This is a genomic window from Hymenobacter sp. J193, assembly GCF_024700075.1.
GTDB lineage: Bacteria > Bacteroidota > Bacteroidia > Cytophagales > Hymenobacteraceae > Hymenobacter.
Window position 1 is genome coordinate 3,513,560 of record NZ_JAJONE010000001.1, and the last position, 23,738, is coordinate 3,537,297.

At 58.1% G+C, this 23,738-nt stretch carries 18 protein-coding genes; 14 read left to right on the forward strand and 4 right to left on the reverse strand.

Annotation, left to right across the window (positions count from 1 at the left end; genetic code table 11):
- Nucleotides 1-74: 74 nt before the first annotated feature.
- Nucleotides 75-1,478, reverse strand: coding sequence for an arginine decarboxylase (locus LRS06_RS15455; RefSeq protein ID WP_257872287.1), 1,404 nt, complete (start codon nt 1,476-1,478; stop codon nt 75-77).
- A gap of 246 nt (nt 1,479-1,724) precedes the next feature.
- On the opposite strand from LRS06_RS15455, the gene LRS06_RS15460 reads away from it, so the two are divergent.
- From LRS06_RS15460 to LRS06_RS15520, 13 genes are all read left to right on the forward strand, one after another.
- Nucleotides 1,725-2,699, forward strand: a complete 975-nt coding sequence (locus LRS06_RS15460; RefSeq protein ID WP_257872288.1) for an arginase — start codon at nt 1,725-1,727, stop codon at nt 2,697-2,699.
- A 75-nt stretch (nt 2,700-2,774) separates the two neighbouring features.
- Nucleotides 2,775-3,215 (forward strand): YbaY family lipoprotein, encoded by a 441-nt coding sequence (locus LRS06_RS15465; protein ID WP_257872289.1) that lies wholly within the window; start codon nt 2,775-2,777, stop codon nt 3,213-3,215.
- Between the two features lie 260 nt (nt 3,216-3,475).
- A complete protein-coding gene (gene argS / locus LRS06_RS15470; protein WP_257872290.1) occupies nt 3,476-5,269 on the forward strand; it encodes an arginine--tRNA ligase in 1,794 nt (597 codons plus the stop codon).
- Nucleotides 5,270-5,402: 133 nt separating this feature from the next.
- Entirely contained in the window at nt 5,403-5,984 is a 582-nt protein-coding gene (locus LRS06_RS15475; protein WP_257872291.1) for a TIGR00730 family Rossman fold protein, read from the forward strand.
- Nucleotides 5,985-6,122: 138 nt separating this feature from the next.
- The gene (locus LRS06_RS15480) at nt 6,123-6,719 is read left to right on the forward strand and encodes a glutathione peroxidase (protein WP_257872292.1); all 597 of its coding nucleotides are present in this window, start codon (nt 6,123-6,125) and stop codon (nt 6,717-6,719) included.
- Between the two features lie 128 nt (nt 6,720-6,847).
- Nucleotides 6,848-7,522, forward strand: coding sequence for an HAD family phosphatase (locus LRS06_RS15485; protein WP_257872293.1), 675 nt, complete (start codon nt 6,848-6,850; stop codon nt 7,520-7,522).
- 25 nt (nt 7,523-7,547) lie between these two features.
- Nucleotides 7,548-8,480 (forward strand): 1,4-dihydroxy-2-naphthoate polyprenyltransferase, encoded by a 933-nt coding sequence (locus LRS06_RS15490; protein WP_257872294.1) that lies wholly within the window; start codon nt 7,548-7,550, stop codon nt 8,478-8,480.
- A 543-nt stretch (nt 8,481-9,023) separates the two neighbouring features.
- A complete protein-coding gene (locus tag LRS06_RS15495; protein WP_257872295.1) occupies nt 9,024-10,772 on the forward strand; it encodes a cellulase family glycosylhydrolase in 1,749 nt (582 codons plus the stop codon).
- A 41-nt stretch (nt 10,773-10,813) separates the two neighbouring features.
- Nucleotides 10,814-12,484 carry a 7TM diverse intracellular signaling domain-containing protein gene (locus LRS06_RS15500; RefSeq protein ID WP_257872296.1) on the forward strand — a complete coding sequence of 557 codons (1,671 nt, stop codon included), beginning with the start codon at nt 10,814-10,816 and terminating at the stop codon, nt 12,482-12,484.
- Nucleotides 12,417-12,776 (forward strand): glycoside hydrolase family 16 protein, encoded by a 360-nt coding sequence (locus LRS06_RS15505; protein ID WP_374679445.1) that lies wholly within the window; start codon nt 12,417-12,419, stop codon nt 12,774-12,776. Before LRS06_RS15500 ends, LRS06_RS15505 begins: the two co-directional genes overlap by 68 nt.
- A 436-nt stretch (nt 12,777-13,212) precedes the next feature.
- Nucleotides 13,213-14,091, forward strand: a complete 879-nt coding sequence (locus LRS06_RS15510) for a glycoside hydrolase family 16 protein (protein ID WP_257872297.1) — start codon at nt 13,213-13,215, stop codon at nt 14,089-14,091.
- Between the two features lie 453 nt (nt 14,092-14,544).
- A complete protein-coding gene (locus tag LRS06_RS15515; RefSeq protein WP_257872298.1) occupies nt 14,545-15,837 on the forward strand; it encodes a sugar MFS transporter in 1,293 nt (430 codons plus the stop codon).
- 86 nt (nt 15,838-15,923) lie between these two features.
- Nucleotides 15,924-18,350 carry a glycoside hydrolase family 3 C-terminal domain-containing protein gene (locus LRS06_RS15520; RefSeq protein WP_257872299.1) on the forward strand — a complete coding sequence of 809 codons (2,427 nt, stop codon included), beginning with the start codon at nt 15,924-15,926 and terminating at the stop codon, nt 18,348-18,350.
- A 146-nt stretch (nt 18,351-18,496) separates the two neighbouring features.
- Here LRS06_RS15520 and LRS06_RS15525 read toward each other — a convergent pair whose 3' ends face one another.
- Entirely contained in the window at nt 18,497-18,730 is a 234-nt protein-coding gene (locus LRS06_RS15525) for a hypothetical protein (protein ID WP_257872300.1), read from the reverse strand.
- Between the two features lie 126 nt (nt 18,731-18,856).
- On the opposite strand from LRS06_RS15525, the gene LRS06_RS15530 reads away from it, so the two are divergent.
- Nucleotides 18,857-20,593: an RICIN domain-containing protein gene (locus LRS06_RS15530; protein WP_257872301.1), complete on the forward strand. Its 1,737-nt coding sequence runs from the start codon at nt 18,857-18,859 to the stop codon at nt 20,591-20,593.
- Between the two features lie 229 nt (nt 20,594-20,822).
- Here the strand turns inward: LRS06_RS15530 and LRS06_RS15535 are convergent, their stop codons facing one another.
- Nucleotides 20,823-22,451 (reverse strand): DEAD/DEAH box helicase, encoded by a 1,629-nt coding sequence (locus tag LRS06_RS15535; protein ID WP_257873422.1) that lies wholly within the window; start codon nt 22,449-22,451, stop codon nt 20,823-20,825.
- 169 nt (nt 22,452-22,620) lie between these two features.
- Complete coding sequence (locus LRS06_RS15540; RefSeq protein ID WP_257872302.1) at nt 22,621-23,658, reverse strand: Gfo/Idh/MocA family oxidoreductase; 1,038 nt, start codon at nt 23,656-23,658, stop codon at nt 22,621-22,623.
- Nucleotides 23,659-23,738: the final 80 nt, after the last annotated feature.

Here is a 23,738-nt window from a genome sequence, read left to right on the forward strand (position 1 = left end):
GTCGAAGAGGAAGTTGGAAGTCAAAAGTACAATTCCGGCGGGGGCGGCGCAACTATTCGCCCATTAAATATGCGCTATGCCTGATAGCCCAGGATGCGCATCATCGATTCGCCGTTCTGCTTTTCGGCAAACACGTAATCGGTGAGCGTGCCATCCGCGGCACGGTCCAGAATCACGTGCTTGGGCGCCGGAATCAGGCAGTGCTTGATGCCGCCATAGCCCGACAGGCTTTCCTGGTAGGCACCGGTATGGAAAAAGCCCACGTACAGTGGCTCGGTATCCCGGTCTGGGCGACGCTCCGGCAGAAATACCTGGTAGATGTGCTTTTCGGCGTTGTAGTAATCCTGGGAGTCGCAGGTGAGGCCGCCCAGCTGCAGTTTTTTGTAGCGCTTGTTCCAGCCGTTAAGGGCCAGCATGATGAAGCGCTGGTTCAGGGCCCAGGTGTCGGGCAGGTTGGTGATGAACGAGCCATCAATCATGTACCACAGTTCCTTGTCGTTCTGCAGCTTCTCGTCCAGAATGGAGTAGATGGTAGCACCTGACTCGCCCACCGTGAAAATACCGAACTCGGTGAAGATGTCCGGCTCCGGCACTTCCTCCTCCTGGCAAATACGCTGAATGGTGCGCAGCACCTCTTCAATCATGTACGCATAGTCGTACTCCTTCTGAATGGAGGTCTGGATGGGCAGGCCGCCACCGATGTCGATGGTGGTGAGGGTAGGGCAGACCTTGCGCAACTCGCAGTACTTATGCACGAAGCGGCTCAGCTCCGACCAGTAATAGCTGGTGTCCTTGATGCCCGTGTTGATGAAGTAGTGCAGCATCGTGAGCTCAAAGCGCGGGTCGTCCTTGATTTTCTGCTCGTAGAGCGGCAGCGCGTCGGCGTAGCGGATACCCAGGCGGGAGGTGTAGAACTGAAAGCGCGGCTCCTCGTCGGAAGCCAGGCGCATGCCCACGTTGCACTTCTCGCGCACGTTATCGTGGTAGTACTCCACCTCGTTGGGCGAGTCGAGGATGGGCATGCAGTTCACGAAGCCTTCGTTGATGAGGCTGGTGATTTCGCGCTTGTATTCTTCCGGCTTGAAGCCGTTACAGATAATGTAGGTGTCCTTCGAAACCTTGCCTTTCTGGTGCATGGCCCGGATGATGCTGGTATCAAACCACGACGAGGTTTCGATATGCACGCCGTTTTTAAGGGCTTCCTCCACCACAAAGCTGAAGTGCGAGGCCTTGGTGCAGTAAGCATAGGAGTACTTGCCCTGGTAGCCAATCTTCTCAATGCCGGCCCGGAACCACTCCTTGGCCCGCTGAATCTGGGAGGAAATCTTGGGCAGGTAGGTGAGGCGTAGGGGCGTGCCGTGCTTCTTGACCAGCGCCATCAGGTCGATGTCGTTGAAGCGCAGCTCATTTTGCTCTACCTGAAACTCGTCGGTAGGAAAGTCGAACGTCTGGGAAATCAGGTCGTGGTAGGTATCCATTGAAGGAGGGGAGAGGAGAAGTTAAAAGAACTGTCATCCTTCGCAAGCGCAGGATGACAGGAGATTTTCAACTGGTCGAGCTTTTGCCGAACTTAGTGCCCGCAAAGATACCCCGCCTGCGGGGTTTTGGTTGTGCTTTGTTCGTTGGTTGCGCCGGAAGGTCCGCGCGCGTCAAGCCTGAGAGGACCCCACCCGCTCAATCGGCAAGCATCTAAACCACTCTAACCCTTTTCCTGCCAATGTAATATGCGACGCATCAAGCTTCTGGAAGTCCGCTCCGAACTTGGAGCCGGAACCCGTGGCGCCAGCCTGGGCATCGACGCCCTCAAGGTGGCCTGCCTCAACAAGGGCTCCGACTACTTCCGCCGGTTCAACTCGGTTCACATTCCGGACCTGAACCATGTGCTCTTCGACAAAACCCATTTCCCGAAGGCCAAGCACATCGACTCTATTTACACGGTGCAGAAAGGCATTGCCAGCACCGTGGAGCAAACCCTGCGCTTCGGCGAGTTTCCGCTGGTACTAGCCGGCGACCATAGCAACGCCTCCGCCACCATTGCGGGCATCAAGGCGGCTTATCCGCACAAGACTTTGGGCGTGGTGTGGGTAGATGCCCATGCCGATATTCACTCGCCCTACACCACCCCGTCCGGCAACATGCACGGCATGCCCCTGGCTATCAGCCTCGGCGACGACAACCGCCAGTGCCAGCGCAACCAGCCCGAGCCGGAAACCGAATTCTTCTGGCAGCGCCTGAAAGACCTGGGCGAGCCGGGCCCCAAAATCACGGGCGAGCATCTGATCTACGTGGTGGTGCGCGACACAGAGGCCGAGGAAAACGCTATTATTGAGCGCCTGGGCATCAAAAACTACAAGCTCGACGAAGTAAAGGCCAAAGGCACCCGCCAGGTAGCACGTGAGATTTACGAGCGGCTGCGCTTCTGCGACATGGTGTACATCAGCTTCGACGTAGACTCGCTGGACTCGCGCTTCTCGAAGGGCACCGGCACGCCCGTGGAGGAAGGCCTGAACGTGGAAGAAGCCATCAGCCTGTGCCGCGCCCTGCTCGACAACGACCGGGTAGTGTGCTTTGAGATGGTGGAAATCAACCCCACCCTGGACTCCGAAAATACCATGGCCACTAACGCCTTCGATATTCTGGAAGCCGCCACCGACGCTATTCAGCGCCGCCTGCGCCTGGAGGAAGTCGTAAGCCGGTAGCCGCCGCTTGCCAAACCCGAAAAAGCGGATACATTCGTGGCCAGCGCCGCGGAAGTATCCGCTTGCTTTTTAGCTATGAAATACTCCCTGCTTTTCCTATCTGGCGCCCTAGCGCTGCTGGCCTCCTGCACTACCATGCCCCCCACGGCGGGCAGCGGCGGCCAGCATGCGGCCGTAGCAGCCGAGGATTCCATTACCGGTACCGTAGCTTACCGGGAGCGGATAGCCCTCTCGCCCACGGCTGTGGTGCGCCTCCAGCTGCAGGACGTTTCCCGGCAGGATGCCGCCGCCGTGGTTATCGACTCGGTGACGCTACGGCCCCAGGGGCGGCAGGTGCCGCTGGCTTTCACCCTGCGCTTCGACCCGGCCCGCATCCAGGAAAACATGACCTACGCCTTGCAGGCGCGCATCGAGGACGGCGGTCAGCTGCTGTTCGTCAGCGACGTGTCTTACCCGGTGCTCACGCGCGGCAACCCCCGGCAGGTGCAGATGATGCTGCGCCGGGCCAGCCGGTAGCCCGGGCGAAGTCGCAACTTTTTGGCCGCCATCTGACCGGGCTTTCTACCTTTGCGGCGGCAGCGGCCGAAGTCGGGAGCTGCCCAATCTTTATGAAGTCCAGCCCCTGTAGCCAGTTTCAACGACGATTCTAGCGTAAGCTGCACCTGCCGGATTTTTCCGGGCCGGGCGGCTGCGGGTTACGCTTCTTCGGCTGGCTACCTATTCGGGAACCTTGGCTTGGTACTGGGCCCGCTTCATCTTCGCATTTCGCTTTTTCTGTGCAACAACTCGAACAAAAACTCAAAGCAGCCCTGGGCGCGGCCATTCAACAGGTTTTCGGCCAGGAAGTGCCGGCCAGTCAGCTCACACTGCAGCCCACGCGCAAGGACTTTGCCGGTCAGTTTACGCTCGTTACGTTCCCCTTTACCAAACTTCTGGGCAAAGGTCCCGAGCAGATTGGGCAGGCCGTAGGCGAGTGGCTGGTAGCTAATACGCCTCAGGTGCAGGGCTATAACGTGGTGAAGGGCTTTCTGAACCTGGAAGTAGCTGACGCCGAGTGGGTAAAAGTGTTCATTCAGCTCCACCAGACGCCCGCCGGTACGCCCGTGCCCACCGGCGGCCCGCAGAACGTGGTGGTGGAATATTCCTCGCCTAACACCAACAAGCCCCTGCACCTGGGCCACTTGCGCAACAACTTCCTGGGCTACTCGGTGGCTGAGATTCTGAAAGCTACCGGCGCTACCGTCACCAAAGCCAACCTCGTCAACGACCGGGGCATCCACATCTGCAAGTCGATGCTGGCTTATCTGCAGTACGGGCAGGGCGAAACCCCACAGAGCGCCGGCATCAAAGGCGACCATCTGGCGGGCAAGTACTACGTGCTGTTTGAGAAGCACTACCGCGAGCAGGTGCGGCAGCTCGAAGCCGAAGGCGTACTGCCCGACGTAGCCAAGCGCCAGGCCCCCATGATGCTGGAAGCCCAGGACATGCTGCGCCAGTGGGAAGCCGGCGACGAAGCCGTAGTAAGCCTCTGGCGCCAGATGAACGGCTGGGTGTACGAGGGCTTCGACGCGACCTATAAGAGCATCGGCGTCGACTTCGACAAGTATTACTACGAGTCGGGCACCTACCTGCTGGGCAAGGAGCGGGTGGAGGAAGGCCTGCAGAAAGGCGTGTTCTTCAAGAAGGAAGACGGCTCCGTGTGGGTAGACCTGAAGGAAGAAGGCCTCGACGAAAAGCTGCTGCTCCGCGCCGACGGCACCAGCGTGTACATCACCCAGGACCTGGGCACGGCCGAGCTGAAGTACCAGGATTTCGGCTACGACCTGAGTGTGTACGTCATTGCCGACGAGCAGAACTACCACATGCAGGTGCTCAAGGCGGTGCTCAAAAAGCTGGGCAAGCCCTACGCCGACGCCATCTACCACCTCAGCTACGGCATGGTGGATCTGCCTTCCGGCAAGATGAAGTCCCGCGAAGGCACTGTGGTAGACGCCGATGAGCTGGTGCGCGAGGTGGTAGAAGCCGCCAAAGCCGCTACCCTCGAAAAGGGCAAAACCGAAGGCCTCAGCGAGCAGGAAGCTGACCAGTTGTACCACATGCTGGGCTTGGGCGCCCTCAAATACTACCTGCTGAAAGTCGACCCCAAGAAGCGGATGCTCTTCAACCCCGAGGAGTCGGTGAGCTTAGAAGGTCATACCGGGCCGTTTATTCAGTACTCACACGCCCGTATTTCGGCCATCCGGCGCAAAGCGGCTGAACTGGGCCTTACCGAAGACGCTGACCTGAGCAGTATTACGGAGCTGCACGCCACCGAGCGGGAACTGGTGCAGGAACTGGCCCGCTACGCCACCGTAATAGCCGAAGCCGCCCGCACCCAGTCGCCGGCCGTAGTGGCGCAGTACGCTTATGATTTGGCCAAGGCTTATAACCGGGTATATACTGAAGTGGAAATCTTCCGCGAAGCCGACGAAGACAAAAAAGCCTTCCGCGTGGCTCTGTCGGCCCAAACGGCGCAGGCCATCAAGGCCAGCATGGGGCTGCTTGGCATTCAGGTGCCCGAGCGGATGTAACACACGTGAGCGGTAAATTGCCTCAAATGATAAGTCCTTAGCGTATACCTCACGCTAAGGACTTATTGCGTTTTTAAAACCCAGAGCAGAGAGAAGAAGCATTGCTTCGCGCTGCTCACAATGACAACTGAGAATGAAAAGCATAGCTGTGTATTGCGGGGCCAACAGCGGCTCCAACGAGCTGTTCACCCAGCAGGCCCTGCTGATGGGCCGCACCCTGGCTGAACGGGGGCAGACGCTGGTGTACGGCGGCGGCCGCGTGGGGCTGATGGGCGCCGTAGCCGATGGAGCCCTCCGGCACGGCGGCCGGGTAGTGGGCGTCATTCCCGATTTCCTGGCCGATAAAGAGTTGGCGCACCTCGGCGTTACGGAGCTGCACGTGGTGAAAAGCATGCACGAGCGGAAGCTAAAGATGGCCGAGCTGGCCGAAGGCTTCGTGGCCATGCCCGGCGGCTTTGGTACGCTGGAAGAGCTGTTTGAGGTACTTACCTGGGGCCAGCTGGGGCTGCACCGCAAGCCGGTGGCCGTGCTGAACGTGGCCGGCTACTACGACCACCTGCTCCGCGCCCTTGACCACATGGCCAGTGAAGAGCTGCTGCGCCAGGAACACCGCGCCCAGCTGCTGCAGAATGAAGACCCGGCGACTCTGCTCGATCAGATGGCTCGTTGGCAGCCCGTCGACGTGGAGAAGTGGCTTACGCCCCGCACTACCTGAGCCCGAATGGCCTCGGCAAAGAGTGGGGAGTAGAGTAGCTGCGAAACCGTTATCTTCGGGTAAGTGAACATGTGTGCGTAGCCGGCGTTACCTTGGCGCCGGCAAGTGCATTTCCGCTCTTCTCTCCACCGCTCCTCTATGAAACTTGCGCTACCCGTTCTGTTGCTTTCTTTGGCGGCCTGCGGGCTGTCATCTTCCACCTCTTCCCAGAAAACCGCTGCTGCCCCCATGAACCCTACCACTGAACCTGCTACCGCACCCGGCTCCGTCTACGATTTCACGGTGCAAACTATTGACGGCAAGCCCGTAAAGCTCAGCCAGTACAAAGGCAAGAAGCTGCTGATTGTGAATACGGCCTCGGAGTGCGGCTACACGCCGCAGTACAAGGAACTGGAAGAGCTGTATAACAAGTACAGTGACCGGGTGGTAGTGCTGGGCTTTCCGGCCAACAACTTTGGCGGGCAGGAGCCGGGCTCCAATGAGCAGATTGCCAAGTTTTGCGAGAAAAACTACGGCGTGAGCTTCCCGCTGTTTGCGAAAGTATCCGTAACCGGCGACGACACCGCTCCACTCTACCAGTTCTTAGCCGATAAATCGAAGAATGGCGCCGTCAGCGACGCTCCTACCTGGAATTTCTGCAAGTACCTGGTGAATGAGCAGGGGCAGGTTGTTGCTTTTTACCCGTCGAAGGTGAAGCCCATGAGCGACGAGATGGTAGCGGCCATCCTGAAATAGCTTTTGCTTTGTTTTGCTTGCAGCCCGCGTTGCTCCAGCCACCTGCGGCCGGGGCAGCACGGGCTGCGGCTTTGATGGTCCAAGCCCGCTGGTTTTTTACCTTCGTGCCCGCAGCCACTATTTCCAGCATGATTCGCACTGTAATTTTTGACATGGACGGCGTTATCGTCGATACCGAGCCCGTGCACCGCTACGCCTATTTTCGGCACTTTGCGGAGCTGGGCATTACGGTTTCGGACGAGGAGTTTGCGCAGTTCACGGGCGCTTCCACCAAAAACGTGTACCAGCAGCTGCAAAGCCGGTACAACCTGCCCTACCCGGTGGAGGAAATGGTTCTGGCCAAGCGGGCGCAGTTCAATCAGGCTTTCGATGAGCAGCCCGATCTGGAACTGCTGGCCGGAGTACGGGAGCTTATCGAAGACCTGCACGCCCACGGCCTGCAGCTGGTGCTGGCCTCTTCTGCTTCCCGCTCCACCATCAACCGCGTAATGCGCCGCTTTGCACTGGGGCCGTACTTTACGCACCTGGTCAGTGGGGAGGACTTTGCCCGCTCTAAGCCCGATCCCGCCATCTTTGCCCATGCCGCCACGCTGGCTGGCAGCCCGGTGCACGAATGCGTGGTGATTGAAGACTCTACCAATGGGGTAGCGGCTGCCAAAGCGGCGGGCATCTACTGTATCGGCTACCAGAGCGAGCATTCCGCCCTCCAGGACCTGAGTTCAGCCGATAGGGTAGTGGACCATTTCGCCAAACTGTCAGCGCACACGATTGCCAGTATAGAACCGCTGGTTATTGAACGCTAACCACTCATACATTACTTCCATTTTTATGCCTTCCTCTACCGCGCCAGTTGCTTCGGGAAGTTCTGCCAAAGCTTGGCTGTCGGCTTTTCGGCCGCGCACCCTGCCGCTGGCGCTGGCCAGTATTATGGCCGGAGGCTTTCTGGCCGCCAGCCACGGCCAATTCCGGTCCGAGGTAGTAGGTCTGGCCGCACTGACTACAATTCTACTTCAAATCCTGAGCAATCTGGCCAATGACTACGGTGACTCCCAGAACGGCGCCGACAGCGTGCACCGGGAAGGGCCGCAGCGGGCGGTGCAAAGCGGGGCCATTAGTCCGGCACAGATGAAGCGTGGCATGGGCCTGTTTGGGCTTTTGTCATTGCTGAGTGGCCTGGCACTGCTGTGGGTCGCGCTGGGCACGGCAGGAGCCTGGGTTTTTGCAGCGTTTTTCGTGCTGGGCCTTTCAGCTATCTGGGCAGCCATTAACTATACAGCCGGCTCGAAGCCGTATGGGTACGCGGGCCTGGGCGACCTATCGGTGTTTGTTTTCTTCGGGATAGTAGGTGTTTGCGGTACGTATTTCCTGCAAACCCGCGCCCTCCCGCTGCCGGTTCTGCTGCCGGCCGCAGCCCTAGGCTGCTTTGCCACCGCCGTACTCAATGTCAACAACATCCGCGACATCCGCTCCGACGCACTGGCCGGTAAGATTACGATTCCGGTGCGGCTGGGCCCGGTAAAAGCCCGGCAGTACCACTGGCTTCTGTTGCTGCTGGGCTTTGGGTGTGCGCTGCTTTATGTGGCCTTTACGTATCATTCTCCCTGGCAATGGCTGTTCATCCTTTCGTCCCCATTGCTCCTGCGCAATGCCTTGCTGGTGTGGCGGCGGCAGGATTCTTTACAACTCGACCCCCTGCTCAAACAGATGGCCATGACTACCTTACTCTTTACCCTGTTATTTGGCCTAGGGCAGATAGTATAGTCTTACAATATTATGGCGCCAGCAGAGTGTATGCTTATTGGGGTATTGTTTCTTTCAGGAAGTATTTCTGCCTGATGTACGAAGCAGGTGCCTTAACACCAATGAACTAGCTAAATTAATGTTGTGAGGGAAGCGCATAGATATTTTTGCCATTTAAACGTTGAAGCGTATTCTGAAGTGTTCAGACGAATGAACAGCTTGCTTTTTCCACACACACAGTGTTATTTTGACCTGCTACCTAAAGTCCGCTTTTTGGATTGCGCATCAGATATGACAGCCGCTGTCTCCTGAGTTCCGCAATCGTTTAAGTTACCGCTTAGGAGTCTCCCCGCATTCCTGGTTTTTCTTTGGTTCAACTCGTGTGTGAGTTGGGTTGGGGAAATTATACCCTCAGCAGGGGAACTTCCTATGTTTGATAGAAATAAGTGGAACTACGCGGTAAGATGCTTGCGGCTACGTTTAGGAATTGTGGCGCTTTGTTGGGCGAGTGCGGGAGTAGCGCCAGCCAGGGGGCAGGAGCTTTTGCGGGCGCAAGGGCCCGATATGGTAGATGCCCACAACCAGAAGGTGGTCCTGCGCGGCGTGAACGTGGGCGGCTGGCTGCTGCAGGAAAGCTATATACTACGCACCGATACGCTGAACTCCCAAGGGCGGATTCAGGCAGCCATGTTGCGGACCATGCCTGAGAAGGCAGTGGAAGATTTCTACCGCCGCTTTCGCAACAGCTTCGTTACCAAAGCCGATATTGATTTTCTGGCGGATCAGGGCTTTAACTGTATCCGGGTGCCGTTTCACTATGATCTGTTTCTGACGCCCAAGCAACGGGCGTTCCGGCGGCAAGCACTTTTAAAACCAGCCCTGCACGCCGCCTATGCCGACTCCATAGCCGCCTGGAACGACCGGGGCCAGCTCTTTACGGGCCGCAACCTCGAAGGCTTCCGGCATCTGGATGATGTACTGCGGTGGAGTGGCAGCCGTAACCTGTATGTAGTGCTTGATTTGCACGCAGCGCCTGGCGGCCAGGGTGTTGACCGCAATATCAATGATAACATGGTGCCACTGGACTTATGGAAGCGCCGCGACAGTAAAGGCCGTCTGGTATATCAGGACGCTACCGTGCAACTTTGGAAACAGCTGGCGGGCCGCTACCGTCAGGATGCTCGCATAGCCTTCTACGATCTGGTCAATGAGCCGCACGGATTAAGTGCCAAGAATGGGCTTAGTGACGATAATCAGGAACTGCGCTCCTTATATATACGCTTGCTGGAAGCCGTGCGCAGCCAGAACGACCAGCACCTGCTGATGCTAGAGGGCAACGGGTATGGCAACGAGTACACCAACCTGACGCCGGATAAGCTCCCCGAAGCACTTCGCTCCAATTTGATCTACAATGCCCACCGCTACTGGTGTACCAATGAGGCCGCTGCTGGTGACCCCAACCCCAATCAGATCAACCTCTTTCGTAACCTAGCGGCTTTCCGCGACCACTGGCAAGTGCCTGTTTGGGTAGGGGAGACGGGCGAAAATGCCAACGAGTGGTTTGCCGCCGCTGTAACTGAGCTTAATAAGCTGAACATAGGCTGGTGCCACTGGAATATTAAGCGAGTTGAGGCTACTACGGGCATTTTTTCGGTGCCCGCCTACGGGAGCATTCTAACTCCCGCTGGCCGCACAGCTCTATTGCGCAACGTACGGTTCAAGCGCAGCAAGATAAACCGCGACGTGGTGCAGGCGTTAATCCGGCCGGTGGAAGGCGCGCGGGCCTTCAATGTTCAGCAGCAACTGCCTGGCTTGCTGGTAGCCGCGCACTATGACTTGGGGCGTGCCGGATCAGCTTATCAGGATACTTATTCGCAACGAACCGAATTCGTACAAAAGGAAAACTGGAACCTGGGTAGCCACTATCGTAACGACGGTGTCGACCTCAGTAAAGTAGCTGACCCCACTGCGCATAATGTGGCCGTAGACCTGCTGGAACCAAACGAGTGGCTGCAATACTCGGTGACTGTACCTCAACCTGGTGCTTTTCAGGTGTATGCTCGGGTAGCCAATGCTACCACCTCGGCTGCTGTGCTTCAGCTGTTGCTGGATGGGCAACTGCTGACGGAAATTACCGTGCCACCCACCGGTCAGGCCGATAGCTGGGTTACGCTTACCGTGCCGGGCAGTACTCTTTCTGCCGGGGAGCACCAACTGCGCGTTGTAACGGCGCAGCCGGGTGCCCGCCTAAGCTGGCTGAGATTTGAACGGGCTGCAGCGCCTGCCTCTGGTATGACCAGGGCCATGCGTTAGGCACGAGCGCACGGTTTCAGGTAGCAGCCTCCTTTAAGTGAGTGGTTACTTGTACTGGTTTAGTAAATTGGGCGGCTCTAATGACACCAATCATGTACTATCAGGTTTTTATTAGGTTTTCTCTTGTATGGCGCCCTCTGCTGGTCTGTTGCCTGTTGGCAAATGGACTAGTGACAGCGCAGGCTGCTCCGCGTCATACTGCTGAAGACACACTTCGTCTGCAGAAAGGGCTGGGTGAGTTGTTTGTTGACCCGGGCTTCTATAGCATTCTGGAAGACCCTACCAATCAGCTTACACTCGCTCAGGTACAACAGCAGTCCTGGAGCAGCCGATTCAATGCCAATCACCCCGACAATCGGGCCATCCGTAATACCAGCTCCACTTACTGGATGCGCCTGACGCTGCACAACACCAACCGCGCCGAGCAGCACTGGTACCTCGAAACCTTCGACTCGCATATTGGCTACCTGACTTTTTACCATCCTACCAATGCTGGCCGCTACGACAGCATCTATACCGGCGCTGAGCGGCCGTTTGCCTCCCGCCAGTATCCATACAAGAATTTTCTGTTTCCGTTGCCTTTGCAGGCTGGCCAGACCCAGACGTACTACCTGAAGTTCCAATCGACCTCGAAGACTTCCTTTCTATCACGTTTGCGCAACGAGCAGCTGCTGGCTGCGCATACCCAAACGGAGTATGGCCTGCTCGGAGCATTTTATGGTATTCTGTTTATTATGGTAGTGTACAATCTGTGCATTTACCTCTTCATTGGTGAGCAGACCTATCTTCGCTACGTGCTGTATGTACTTAGCTGCAGCTTGCTATTTTTATCAGAAGACGGGCTGGGCTTCCAGTTTTTTTGGCCTAGCTGGCCTTGGCTGAACTCTCTGGTAAATACGGGTACGCCTTTGCTGCTGCTGCTCACCTTCAGCTACTATGCCCGCATGTTTCTGGATGCGCCCCAGCAGCTGCCGCGCTACGACCGACTTACCCGCATGGTAGTACTCATCAGTGCCGGCCTGCTGCTCTTGGACATGCTCGTATTAGAGACAGGCCTGAGCTTCTGGTTGTATATGCTGCCATATGGCATGATTTATTATGCCGCTCTGCAGGTGTACTGGAAGGGTTTCAAGCCTGCTCGTTATTTCCTGTTGGCGCACGCGCTGGTAGCCATCAGTGTACTGTTTCTCATTACCCGCAAGTTAGGTATCAGCTTCTTTACCAATACCTTCACGGTGTATAGCATGAATATGGCGCTTGTGCTTGAGGTGGCTGTTTTATCGTATGCGCTGGGAGATAAAATAAAGGGAATCAAGGATGCCACTATCCGGGCGCAGGAAAAAGTGGTAAAGCAACTCCGCAAACGTCACCAGGCCCAAGACCAGTTGGTAGAGCAGCTACGCCAGAACCAGGAGTTGAAAGATCAGTTGAATTCGGATCTGGAAGCGCAGGTAGCTAAGCGCACGGAAGAGTTGCGTCGCCAGAGCGAAACAATTGTGGCCCAGAACCGGGAGTTGCTTCAGGCAAACGGGTTACTCGCCTTGCAATCAGCCGCAATTGAAAAGCTCAATACTTATCTGGATGCTGGGTTCCAACATCGACCAGGTGAACTGGCCGGTATGCGGCGAAATCGACATCATGGAAATGCAGGGCAGCCAACCCAACCGGGTACTTTCCACGATGCATTACGCCAACAGCATGGGCAATCGTGAGTACAAAAGCAACCAGTGGCAGACGCTGGCCGAAGGTACCTACGCCGACGATTATCACCTGTATAGCGTGGTGCGTAGCAAAGACCTGATCCGGACGTACATAGATGGCCGGGAAGTGTTTTCTTTCTCGCCCGGTAACGCGTCGCCCAACCCGTTCAACAACCCATTCTTCATGATTCTGAACGTTGCGGTGGGCGGCAACTTCGATGGTAACCCCAACGGCTCTACCGTTTTTCCGCAGCAGATGCGGGTTGACTACGTTCGTTTCTACCAGTACAAGGACGCCAAGTAAACCAGTGCGCACCCGTCGGATGCTGGGTGGGAAACAATGCCCCGGCGGGCGGAGCTGCAACCGCACAGCACTGGTTTAGGAAGTAGCCCCCGGCGGACGCCGCCGGGGTGCTGCTACCTAATCAAGAGAGCTTAATGAAGTGTACTACATTGCTGCCGAGAGCTATATAATGCCCTCAAGTGGCAATGTGGAGATAGGTGCTGCCTACCTGCAAAGTCTGACAATGCACCGACAAGTGCCTGTTAATCAAGGTGTTGTTCAGGTATTTCCCCGGTCCTTTGGGCCCTAAACGCGAATTTTCCGGTTGTTATTCAGCCGCTGTTGAAATTTTCTGCTTTTTCCGGCAAACGGTATCCGCCGGAGGAGAGGGAGTTCTCTCATATGCTTTTCAGTAGCGGTAGCGCGCCCAGTATTGCTCGTTCGTAACCCCATACTAATGAACCTGCGCAATTCGCTTTTTTTCGTGCTACTAGGGGGAATACTGGCAACAGGCGCTTGTACAACGACTCTAACGCCACCCAAAGGAACCGGTACTACTGGCGGCTCTACTGCCATTAAGTACACCTTCAAGGAACTGGCCTGGCAGGATGAGTTTGACCAGAATGGCTTGCCTAACCCAGCTAAATGGGGCTACGACGAAGGGGGCAGCGGCTGGGGGAATAAGGAGTTACAGTATTACACCAAGGCCCGTTCGGAAAACGCCCGCGTTGAGAATGGCAACCTAGTGATAGAAGCTCGCCGTGAGCAGCTGAACCCTGGTAACGCCTATACGTCTGCGCGGCTGGTTTCGCTTGGCGGGCCCGGGAAAGGGGGAAGCCAGGCATACGGCCGATTTGAAATACGGGCGCAGCTGCCAGGAGGGCGCGGCACCTGGCCTGCCATCTGGATGCTGCCTGATAACTGGCAATACGGCAATAAAAGCTGGCCTGATAACGGCGAAATCGACATTATGGAGTACGTAGGATATGACCCCGGTGTGGTACATGCCTCGACGCACTGCAACAAATACTATTTCCGTACCAACAACCAGAAAACAGCTACCATTCAGGTTCCTGATGCCACTAGCGCATTTCATGTGTATGCGGTTGAGTGGACGCCCGAGTCCATTACGGCCTTTATGGATGGCAAGGCTTACTTCACCAGCACCAACGAGCGTACGGGCTGGGAAGCCTGGCCCTGGGACCATCCGTTTCACCTGCTGCTGAATGTAGCGGTAGGAGGCGAGTGGGGTGGTGCCAAAGGCATCGATGAAACAGCCTTTCCGCAGCGGATGCTGGTGGATTATGTGCGGATCTATAACATGAAATCAGAATAAAACATAGCGGGAAGGGGAGACGCCCCACCCGCTGTTTATCCGCCCCGACTCAGGCTCAGCCTCGTCGGTTCGGTTCCGGGGCCGGCGTAGCAATGTAAGGGGAGCACGCCGGCCCTTTAGGAACAGTGGAAAATTCGCTTTCCATGGAGAAAGGCCTATTTCATTTGAACTGCTTTCTGTTTGTTTGCGACAATGCAATTCAGTGCTACCGAAACCAGCATCAATTCACCTTCTAGCGTGATGAAAAAAACTACCTGCACTCTGTACCAACTGCGTCTGGAAACGGGCGGACAGGTAACCACGCAGAAACTAGGTGGGCAACATTAATATTGCTATAGCTTTGCCACTCCGCTCCTGATCAGCCTATACCCGGTCGGCTGCCGTCGCACCGGCCGGGTATAGGCTATTTTGTGCCCTTCCCGGGCTGTTTGCTCACCTTTTTTTCGTTCGACTATGGCTCTGGCCGCTCCCTCCTCAGTTTCTGCCCCCGCCACTACCGACCCTTCAGGGGCGTCGCCACGCTACACGTCGGCTCTGGCTTCGCTCACGGTCCTGTTTTTCATGATGGGGTTCATTACCTGTCTGAACGACATCCTGATTCCGTACCTCAAAGGCCTCTTCACACTCTCCTACACGGAAGTTAACTTGGTTAACTTCTGCTTTTTTGGCGCTTATCTGGTTATGGGTGTGCCCGCTGGCTGGGTGGTCAAAATTCTGGGCTATAAGCGCGGCATGCTGGTAGGCTTTCTGATAGCGGCGCTGGGCTGCTGCTTGTTTTTCCCCGCTGCTGAGAGCCGCACTTTCGCCCTGTTCCTAGGTGCCCTGTTTGTACTGGCGACGGGTATTGTTACGCTGCAAGTAGCTGGTAACCCCTACGTTTCTATCCTAGGCCCGCCTGAAACGGCCTCTTCCCGACTCACGCTCACGCAGGCCTTCAACTCATTGGCTACGGCCATTGCACCGCCACTGGGCTCAATGCTGATTCTCTCTCACCTGCCTGACCTCAAGCAACTCTCTCCCGCGCAAGCTGCCGGGTTAGACGTATCAGCCGTGCAGCAGCTTTATCTGGTAATTGGCGCGGTGCTGATTCTTATCAGCGCAGTGCTGGCTTTTCTAAAACTGCCGCAGGTAGAGCATGCCCCGGCCGCGGCCGGGGACACGCGCCGGGCTTGGCACTACCGGCACCTAGTGCTGGGACTGGTAGGCATCTTCACCTATGTCGGCGCCGAGGTAGCCATTGGCTCGCACATTGTTTCCTATCTGCAGCAGCCGGAGGTAGTTGGCATGTCGGCGGCAGCAGCAGGCTACCAAGTAGGGCTGTACTGGCTGGGAGCCATGATCGGTCGGTTTGCTGGTATTTTTGTACTTCGCAACGTGCGTCCGGGACGGGTACTGGCTGTCAATGCCGTGGGAGCTGTTCTGCTGCTGATCGTATCAATGAACACCAGTGGAGCGGTGGCTATGTGGAGTCTGCTGGCGGTAGGGCTGATGAACTCAATTATGTTCCCAGTAATTTTTACGCTGGCTGTGGCCGGGCTGGGGCGGCACACGGAGGATGCATCAGGGCTGCTGTCAGCCGCCATTGTAGGTGGAGCTATTATTCCGCCACTGTTCGGCATGATAGCTGACAGCCACTTAGGTGGAGGTGGAGTACACGCACTGCGCTTGGCTTTCTTGCTGCCAGCCCTCTGCTACCTGTACATCACTTGGTATGGTTTGAAAGGACACGTCCGCCAAGACGTTTAGGGTTATTGTAATCTGTATTTATCCTTCCTTCAAACATAGTACCGTAGTAAAGCTACGGTCTGGAGTTCCACCCATCTGCTAGCTTCATGCTGAGTATTCTGTTACCACTGCGCCGCACGGCCTTTGTTTTCTCACTGGGTTTGCTGGGCTACCACTCGGGGCAGGCGCAGCAGTTGCCGCTCACCGCCGATGCCCGTGTGGAAAGCCTGCTGCAGCAGATGAGCACCGAGGAAAAGCTGGCCCAGCTCTACAACAACGGCTTCATGACCACGCCCACCAACGAGCGGCTGAAAGTGCCCGGCTTCGTGATGGACGATGGCCCCCACGGGGTGCGCTTCGAGCGGGCTTCGTCGTTTCCGACCGGTATGGCCGTGGCTGCTACTTGGAACCGGGCCCTGGCGTACCGCCTGGGTCAGGCCATGGGCGAGGAGTTCTGGGCCTATGGCAAGCATCAGCAGCTGGGCCCGTGCCTCGATATTGTGCAGGATCCGCGCGCCGGCCGCAACGCCGAGGCCGGTGGCGAAGACCCTTTCCTCATCGGGCAGTTGGGCGGCTATATCATTCGCGGCATCCAGACTACCCCGGTGATGGCCACGGCCAAGCACTTCATGATTGAGGGCAAGCAGAGCACGCGCCACAGCCGCAACCAGATATTCACCGACCGGGGCGTGATGGAGCAGTTCGGCTACAACTTCCGCATGGCAGTGCAGGAAGGAGGCGCGCTCAGCGTGATGTCGTCCTACAATCTGATCAACGGGGAACACGCGGCCGAGAGTCCGTACCTGATGAACACGGTGCTGCGCCAGCGCTGGGGTTTCCCGTTCTATGTAGTATCCGACTGGGACGCGGTGCACGACAGTCAGAAAGCCATTGTGGCCGGCAACGACGTGTGCATGGGCTCCGACGACTACCAGAAAGATTTGCCCGGCCTAGTCGCCAGCGGCAAAGTGCCCATGACGGTGATTGACGCGGCCGTGCGCAACGTGCTGCGTTCCAAAATCATGGCCGGTATGCTGGATTTCTATCCGACTTCCACACCTGCTAAATCGGCCAATACGCCCGCGCACCAGGAAGTAGCCCTGCAGGGTGCCCGCGAGTCCGTGGTGCTGTTGAAAAACACGGGCAACGTGCTGCCTTTCAACAAAAGCACGACCAAGCACATTGCCGTTATCGGCCCCAACGCCGACCAGTCGAACCTGAACTGCTTTGGCAGCAGCGAAACTACTCCGGCCTACGCCGTGAGCCTCAAGCAGGCGCTGGATACCAAGCTGGGCGCGACCAAGGTGTACTACGCCAAGGGCTGCGACATCAACAGCATCGACACCACCGGCTTCCGGGCCGCTACCGAGCTGGCCCGTCAGGCCGATGTGGTGGTGTTTGCCGGTGGCCTCGACCTGACTCAGGAAGGGGAGGGCTATAACGGCGGCAGCGACCGGGTGAACAACTCTACTGTGCTGCCCGGCATGCAGCAGCGCCTGATTCGGGCGCTGGCCCGCGTGAACCCTAACGTGGTGGTGGTGCTGCAAAGCGGGGGCGTATGCTCCCTGCACGAAAGCCTGCCCGCCGCGAAAGGGCTGGTGTATTCCTTCTACGCCGGGCAGGAAGCCGGTACGGCGCTGGCCGATGTGCTGTTTGGTGACTACAACCCCGCCGGCCGCATGCCCGTGACCATGCCCACCGCCGACAATCAGCTGCCCGAGTGGAACGACGACTTCACCGACGACTTCGGCAACGGCTACCGCTGGTACGACGAAAAAGCCCTGACCCCGGAGTTTGCCTTTGGCGCGGGCCTTAGCTACACCACTTTCCAATACAGCAACCTGCGCACCTCCGCTAGCTCGCTCGTAGCCGGTGCCCCAGTGCAGGTAATGTTGGATGTGCAGAACACCGGCAAGCTGGCCGGGGACGAAGTAACTCAGCTTTACCTCACCACGCACAACTCGCCGGTGTGGATGCCCAAAAAGGAGTTGAAAGGCTTTGAGCGCCTGACGCTGGCTCCCGGCGAAAAGAAAACCGTGACCTTCCAGCTTACGGCCGAGGACTTCTACCGCTGGAACGAGCAGCAGAAAGCCTACCAGGTAAATGCCGGCCGCTACACCGTGCGCGTCGGGGGCGCCTCCGACCGTCTGCCGCTAACCCAGGACGTTACCCTGAAAAGCGGCGCAGCCCGTCCCGACCTGAAAGTAACGGAGGTGTTCAGCTTGCCCCGATTCCCCAGAGCAGGGGAGGCGGTGCGGTTCTACGCGCTGGTACGAAACCTGGGCAATGCCCCCGTAACGGGCCAAAAGCTGAATCTGAGCTTCAGCGTGAACAATGCTGCGGTGGCCAGTGCGCCCGGCACCAGCCTAACGCTCCAGCCGGGTCAGGCTACGCTTGTTCCGGCCACGCAAAGCACCTGGCAGGCCCCGTCCGCTGGCAAAACCACCGTGCGTGCTACCATCGACGCCGACAAAAAGCTGAAGGAATGGCTGGAAGACAATAACTCGTACAGCCGGTCGCTGGAAGTGTACTAAGGATTTACGCATAAGGGTGAGTGAAGAGTGAAAGCTGCGTCTCCTGCAAGAGGCGCAGCTTTTTTGTGGGCATAGCACATATGCTGGCTTATGTACAAGGGCACCTTTTGTAACCAAACACGGGCTGTATAGTGAAAGCCAAGATGTTATTCAATAAAAATCAGGCTAAGGCCTTGGCACTTACTGCTAACTTCTATTCCTTTGTATTGTCTGAAAGCCTGAATGTTTTGGTCAATATCCAGAACAGAACTTGCGGCGGCTTCTCTGAGTTTGTGTAGCAAAGGGGTTGGAATGGTAATCTGTACCTCTTTACACAATCGATTGTGAACGTCTTCTAATATCTTTTTATGTTTTTTCACAATCGATTGTGCTGTTTTCATTCTTTCCCATTCAATTCCCACATTCTTCCTATGAGGCACTCACTACACGAAAAGGGACCTTCAAGCCGGATAAACGCGGCTGACGGCAGCGCTGCAACGTTTAGCAGCAGAGTAACTGAACAGTACATGGAGAAAACCAGTTGGTTGAACGTGTGCAAGAGGACGCTTAAGGCAGCCACGCTGCTCTGGGTGCTGCTAACTGTCAGTATAGGCCCGGTGAAGGCCCTCGATGGAGCTACTGGCTCACACGACCCGTCGACGCTCATTAAAGACGGCAACAAATACTGGATGTTTACGACCGGTGCGGGCATCTACGCGGCCTATTCTACGGACTTGTTTCGCTGGACTAAGGCGCCCAAATCGGTGTTTCCCATTGGCACCTGGCCCGCGTGGGTCAACCAAGCCGTGCCCGGCTTCGACGGCACGTTCTGGGCGCCCGACGTGCTGTACATGAACGGCAAGTATTACCTCTATTATTCCTGCTCCACGTTCGGCTCCCCGCGTTCGGCCATTGGCGTGGCTACCAGCCCCACGCTCGACCAGAACTCGGCCAGCTACAAATGGACGGACTTAGGCATGGTGGTTTCATCGTCCACGCAAACGGACATCAACGCCATTGACCCGGCCTTGCTCAAGGACAGCAACGGCCGGGTGTACATGACCTACGGCTCGTTTTCTGGCGGCATTGGTATTATTGAGCTGGACGCCGCTACGGGACTGAAGAAGGCGGGCGCTGCTGTGGTACACGTAGCAGGCGGTAGCCGGGCCTCCTGGGAAGCGCCGTACTTGTTCAAGGAAGGCAGCTACTACTACCTCGTGGTCAACCGTGGCGCCTGCTGCCAGGGCGTCAATAGCACGTATTACCTGGTAATGGGCCGCTCCACCAGCATCAACGGGCCTTACAAAGACAAAAATAACGTAGACCTGCGCAGCAACGGCGGCACGCGCATCCTATCCTCTTCCGGCAAGTACATCGGCCCTGGCCACTTTGGCTTGCTGCGCGAGAATGGGGCCAACTTCGTGTCAATGCACTACTACGATGGCAACGACAACGGCAACGCCAAGCTGGATATTGCCAACATGGGTGGGAGCGGAGCCGATGGGTGGCCCTTTGTAACGCGCGACTGGGTGGCGGCCGGGCGCTACCGCATCACCAACCAGAACAGCGGCCTATCGTGGGATGCCTGGGGCTGCACCGGCGTGCAGGGGCAGGCTATTGCCCAGGGCACGTACAACAACCTCACGTGCCAGAAGTGGGATTTCGCACCCGTGGGCGATGGCGCCTACAAGATTACCAACGCGCAAGGGGGGCTGGCGGCTGATGTGGTGAACTGCAGCGCCAGCAACGGTGCCAAGCTGCAGCTCTGGCCTTACCTGAACAACAACTGCCAGAAATTCAAAATTGAGCGCACGGCCGACGGCGCTTACCTGATGACTTCCCTGACGGGAACGCGGGTGATTGAAGTACCCGGAGCCTCCTCTGCGGCCGGCACCCAGCTGGCTTTGTGGGACCAGAACGGCAACCGGGGGCAGCGCTGGTACATTGCCGGGGCCGCAGCCCGCATTTCGGGCAACGTCACCAAGGCGGCCGCCCCTGTACTGGAGCAGCCTTTGGAAGCGTATCCAAACCCGTTCACCGACCGTACTACCGTACAGTTCCGCGCTGGGGCGAGTACTCCGGCTCAGGTGCGGCTCTATAATGCCCTGGGCCAGCCGGTAGCCACGCTCTTCGACGCCACGGCTGAGGGCGGCCGGGAATATCGGCTCACTCTGGATGGAAAAACACTGCCGGCGGGCATCTATACCTGCCGCCTGCAACTTAACGGTAAGACGCAGAGCCAACGACTGGTTCTGGTGAAATAGTCAGTCCTGAGACTTGAAGGTAGGGACTCATTCAAGCACCTTCTCCGCGCTGTGGAGAAGGTGTTTTTTTATTCGGCAGTCGTTATCCAGGTTTCAGCCCAAAATGAGTTTTTTGTTCATTTTCGGGCGATTAGCAATAAAGTCAAACCTGCTGTTACCTGAGCCAGGAGGCCACAAAAAGGCACCGCTACAGCTGTAGCGGTGCCTTTTGCTTGCGGTTTGGAGCTTGTTACTCGGCGCCGGGGGAGGCGGGAGCAGCCGGGGTAGCCTCAGCGCCCGAGCCGGCGGGCCGGCCGCTGCGCTTGCGGTTGCGGCCCCCGCGCTTGCGGCGGCGCTGGCCTTCGGCGGCTAGCTCACCTTCGGCCTGAGGAACGGAGCTGGCGGCTTCACCCTCGGGGCGAGGTGGGCGTGGGGCCCGGGGTTCCCGGCGGGGCGGGCGGGTTTGGCTTGCGCCGTCCTTCGCTTCGCCTTCGGGGCGCGGCTCACGCGGAGGGCGCTGGTAGGGCTGGGCCGGGGCCTGGCCGGCATCAAGGGCAGCCAGGGCAGCCTGGGCCTTCACAATGCGGGCCTGCTGGTCGGCGTCGGGCTTGTCGCCGCGCTCGGGCCGGGAGCCTTTGTCGCCGCGCCCGCCGGAGCGCGCCCCTTCGCGGGGGCCACGGCTACCCTCGGGGCGTGGGCCCCGGTCGTGGCCCGCGCCGCCGGAGCGGCCGCCGCGCTCGGGCCGGCCCCCGGTTTTGCCGCGCAGTCCGCTGAAGCGCTTAGGATCGAACTCGGGCGCTTCGCCCAAACCCAGGGCTTCCGTAATGCTTTGCTTTTCAACTTCGCGCTCAATCAGCTTCTCAATCTTCAGCACCCGGTCCTGATCCTGATCGGCAATGAAGGTAATGGCCGTGCCTTTGGTAGCGGCGCGGGCCGTGCGGCCAATGCGGTGCACGTAGTCCTCGGCGGCACGCGGAATATCGTAGTTTACTACGTGGCTGAGCGAATCGATATCGATGCCCCGGCTGAGTACGTCGGTAGCGACCAGGATGGGGAACTGCTTGTTTTTGAAGGCCCGCATGATTTCCTCGCGTTCCTCCTGGGTCCGGTCGGAGCTGATGCCGCGCGCCTCGATGCCGAGCTTATTAATGGCCCGGACGATGCCACCTACCGCCGCTTTCTGGCTGGTGAAAAGCACCATGCTCTGCACGTCCTGAGTTTTGATGATGTGCTCGAGCAGGTAAATCTTCTGACGGTCGAAGGCTAGGTAGAACTGCTGGTCGATGCCGGCGGCGGGCTTGCTCACAGCCAGCCGGATTTCTTCGGGGTTCTGGAGCAGCTGCTGCGAGAAGTCCCGGATTTTGCTGGGCATGGTGGCCGAGAACAGCAGCGTCTGGCGCTGCTTGGGCAACTGCCGCACGATGTTGAGAATGTCATCGGAGAAGCCCATGTCCATCATCTTGTCGGCTTCGTCGAGCACCAGGTACTTCAGGTCCTCAAACTTCACGTAGCCCATCTGCATGTGGGCAATGAGGCGGCCGGGCGTGGCCACAATGATGTCGGCGCCGGAGGTGAGGGCACGCTTCTGCTGCTCCCAGCCTTCCGATTTGCCGCCGCCGTAGATGGCAATGGAACTGGCCTCCACAAAGTAGCCAAAGCCGGTTATCTGCTCGTCGATCTGGGTAGCCAGCTCACGGGTGGGCACCAGCACTAGTGTGGAAGTGGTGCCGTGCTTGGCGTGCGAAATCTTGTCGAGCAGGGGCAGCAGGTAAGCGGCGGTTTTGCCGGTGCCGGTCTGGGCGCAGGCAATCAGGTCTTTGCCTTCGAGGATGCGCGGAATGGCCTGTTCCTGGATGGGCGTGGCCTGCTGGTAGTTCATGGCGTCCACGCCGGCCAGCAGGTCGTCGTGGAGGTTGAATTCGTGAAACGTCAAGGTTCAGCGAGTTAAGATGATGAATGGCTGACCCTGGTTTCCTGGTCAGCTTGCGGCAGCTGGTATTCTGGTGGAAACAAAGATAGAAGGATTTCGGGCCGCCGCGCGCAGAAGCTCAGCCGTGGGCCGGCCGTACGGTTTGCTCCAGAATTTCCAGCTGCCAGCGCAGCTCCTCGGCCCGCACGGGATACGGCTGCCCGTGGCGGATAGCTTGGTATGCGGCCTCAAAAAGGGCTGGATAGCTGCCGCGCGGGGCCTCCAGAGTGGTGGTGGAAAGCTGCCCGTTTGCCTCCGCCAACGTCAGCTGACCAGCCGCCTCGGCGGGTTCCCAGCCATAGGTTTCGTCGGTGGGCAGCATGCCGGCGGCCAGCTGAGTTTCCTGCACGTCGGCGCGGCGCTTCTGGAAGGAGCCCTGGGTGCCGTGCAGCACGTAGGCGGGCACCGGCGCCGCAGCCAGCAAGCTCACCGTCACGAATACCTGCAGGCCGGCAGCATAGGTGAGGTGGGCGTGAAAAAAATCGACCACGCGGGAGCCGGGGCGCTGGCTGGCCTGGGCCACCTGCACCTGCTCGGGGCGGCCAAACAGGCTCAGAGCCTCATCCAGCACGTGGGCGCCCAGGTCGTAGTGGAAGCCGCTGGCGGGCACGATGGGGTCTTCTTTGAACACCTTGGGGTTAAGGCCGGGCTTGAACCGGTCGAAGCGGAAGTGCGCCTCCGTGAGCTGGCCCAGCCGGCCGCTTTCCACCACTTGCCGCACCAGCTGAAAGTCGGCGTCCCAGCGGCGGTTCTGGTAAGCCAACAGCAGTTTGCCCTGTTTCTCGGCCAGCGCCAGCAGCACATCCAGCTCGGCCAGGGTAGCCGTAACGGGCTTTTCCAGCAGCACATGCTTGCCGGCTTCCAGGGCCTGCCGGGCCAGGTCGAAGTGGGTGAAGTTGGGCGTATTCACTACCACCAGCTCCAGCGTATCATCGGCCAGCAGCTCGGCCACGCTATTATAGCTCTGCACCGCGGGGTAAGTGGCGGCAGCTTCCTTGCGGGTGCGTTCTACCACGGCCTGCAGCTGGAAGCCGGGGTGCGCGGCCAGGAACGGCGCATGAAACACCCGGCCCGACATGCCATAGGCCAGCAGCCCGGTGGAAATTGGAAGAGACATGGCTAAAAGGTTAGATGGGTAGATGGTTTTCTGGTTAATGTCCGTAATGCGGTAGGGGCTGGGCTTGTCCCTGCCCGGCG

What these genes read in the sequence shown, in the direction of transcription:
- LRS06_RS15455 (WP_257872287.1), bottom strand. Translation starts at nt 1,478, where the DNA reads ATGGATACCTACCACGACCTGATTTCCCAGACGTTCGACTTTCCTACC.
- LRS06_RS15460 (WP_257872288.1), top strand. Translation starts at nt 1,725, where the DNA reads ATGCGACGCATCAAGCTTCTGGAAGTCCGCTCCGAACTTGGAGCCGGA.
- LRS06_RS15465 (WP_257872289.1), top strand. Translation starts at nt 2,775, where the DNA reads ATGAAATACTCCCTGCTTTTCCTATCTGGCGCCCTAGCGCTGCTGGCC.
- LRS06_RS15475 (WP_257872291.1), top strand. Translation starts at nt 5,403, where the DNA reads ATGAAAAGCATAGCTGTGTATTGCGGGGCCAACAGCGGCTCCAACGAG.
- LRS06_RS15480 (WP_257872292.1), top strand. Translation starts at nt 6,123, where the DNA reads ATGAAACTTGCGCTACCCGTTCTGTTGCTTTCTTTGGCGGCCTGCGGG.
- LRS06_RS15485 (WP_257872293.1), top strand. Translation starts at nt 6,848, where the DNA reads ATGATTCGCACTGTAATTTTTGACATGGACGGCGTTATCGTCGATACC.
- LRS06_RS15490 (WP_257872294.1), top strand. Translation starts at nt 7,548, where the DNA reads ATGCCTTCCTCTACCGCGCCAGTTGCTTCGGGAAGTTCTGCCAAAGCT.
- LRS06_RS15495 (WP_257872295.1), top strand. Translation starts at nt 9,024, where the DNA reads ATGGTAGATGCCCACAACCAGAAGGTGGTCCTGCGCGGCGTGAACGTG.
- LRS06_RS15505 (WP_374679445.1), top strand. Translation starts at nt 12,417, where the DNA reads ATGCAGGGCAGCCAACCCAACCGGGTACTTTCCACGATGCATTACGCC.
- LRS06_RS15510 (WP_257872297.1), top strand. Translation starts at nt 13,213, where the DNA reads ATGAACCTGCGCAATTCGCTTTTTTTCGTGCTACTAGGGGGAATACTG.
- LRS06_RS15515 (WP_257872298.1), top strand. Translation starts at nt 14,545, where the DNA reads ATGGCTCTGGCCGCTCCCTCCTCAGTTTCTGCCCCCGCCACTACCGAC.
- LRS06_RS15520 (WP_257872299.1), top strand. Translation starts at nt 15,924, where the DNA reads ATGCTGAGTATTCTGTTACCACTGCGCCGCACGGCCTTTGTTTTCTCA.
- LRS06_RS15525 (WP_257872300.1), bottom strand. Translation starts at nt 18,730, where the DNA reads ATGAAAACAGCACAATCGATTGTGAAAAAACATAAAAAGATATTAGAA.
- LRS06_RS15530 (WP_257872301.1), top strand. Translation starts at nt 18,857, where the DNA reads ATGGAGAAAACCAGTTGGTTGAACGTGTGCAAGAGGACGCTTAAGGCA.
- LRS06_RS15535 (WP_257873422.1), bottom strand. Translation starts at nt 22,451, where the DNA reads ATGAACTACCAGCAGGCCACGCCCATCCAGGAACAGGCCATTCCGCGC.
- LRS06_RS15540 (WP_257872302.1), bottom strand. Translation starts at nt 23,658, where the DNA reads ATGTCTCTTCCAATTTCCACCGGGCTGCTGGCCTATGGCATGTCGGGC.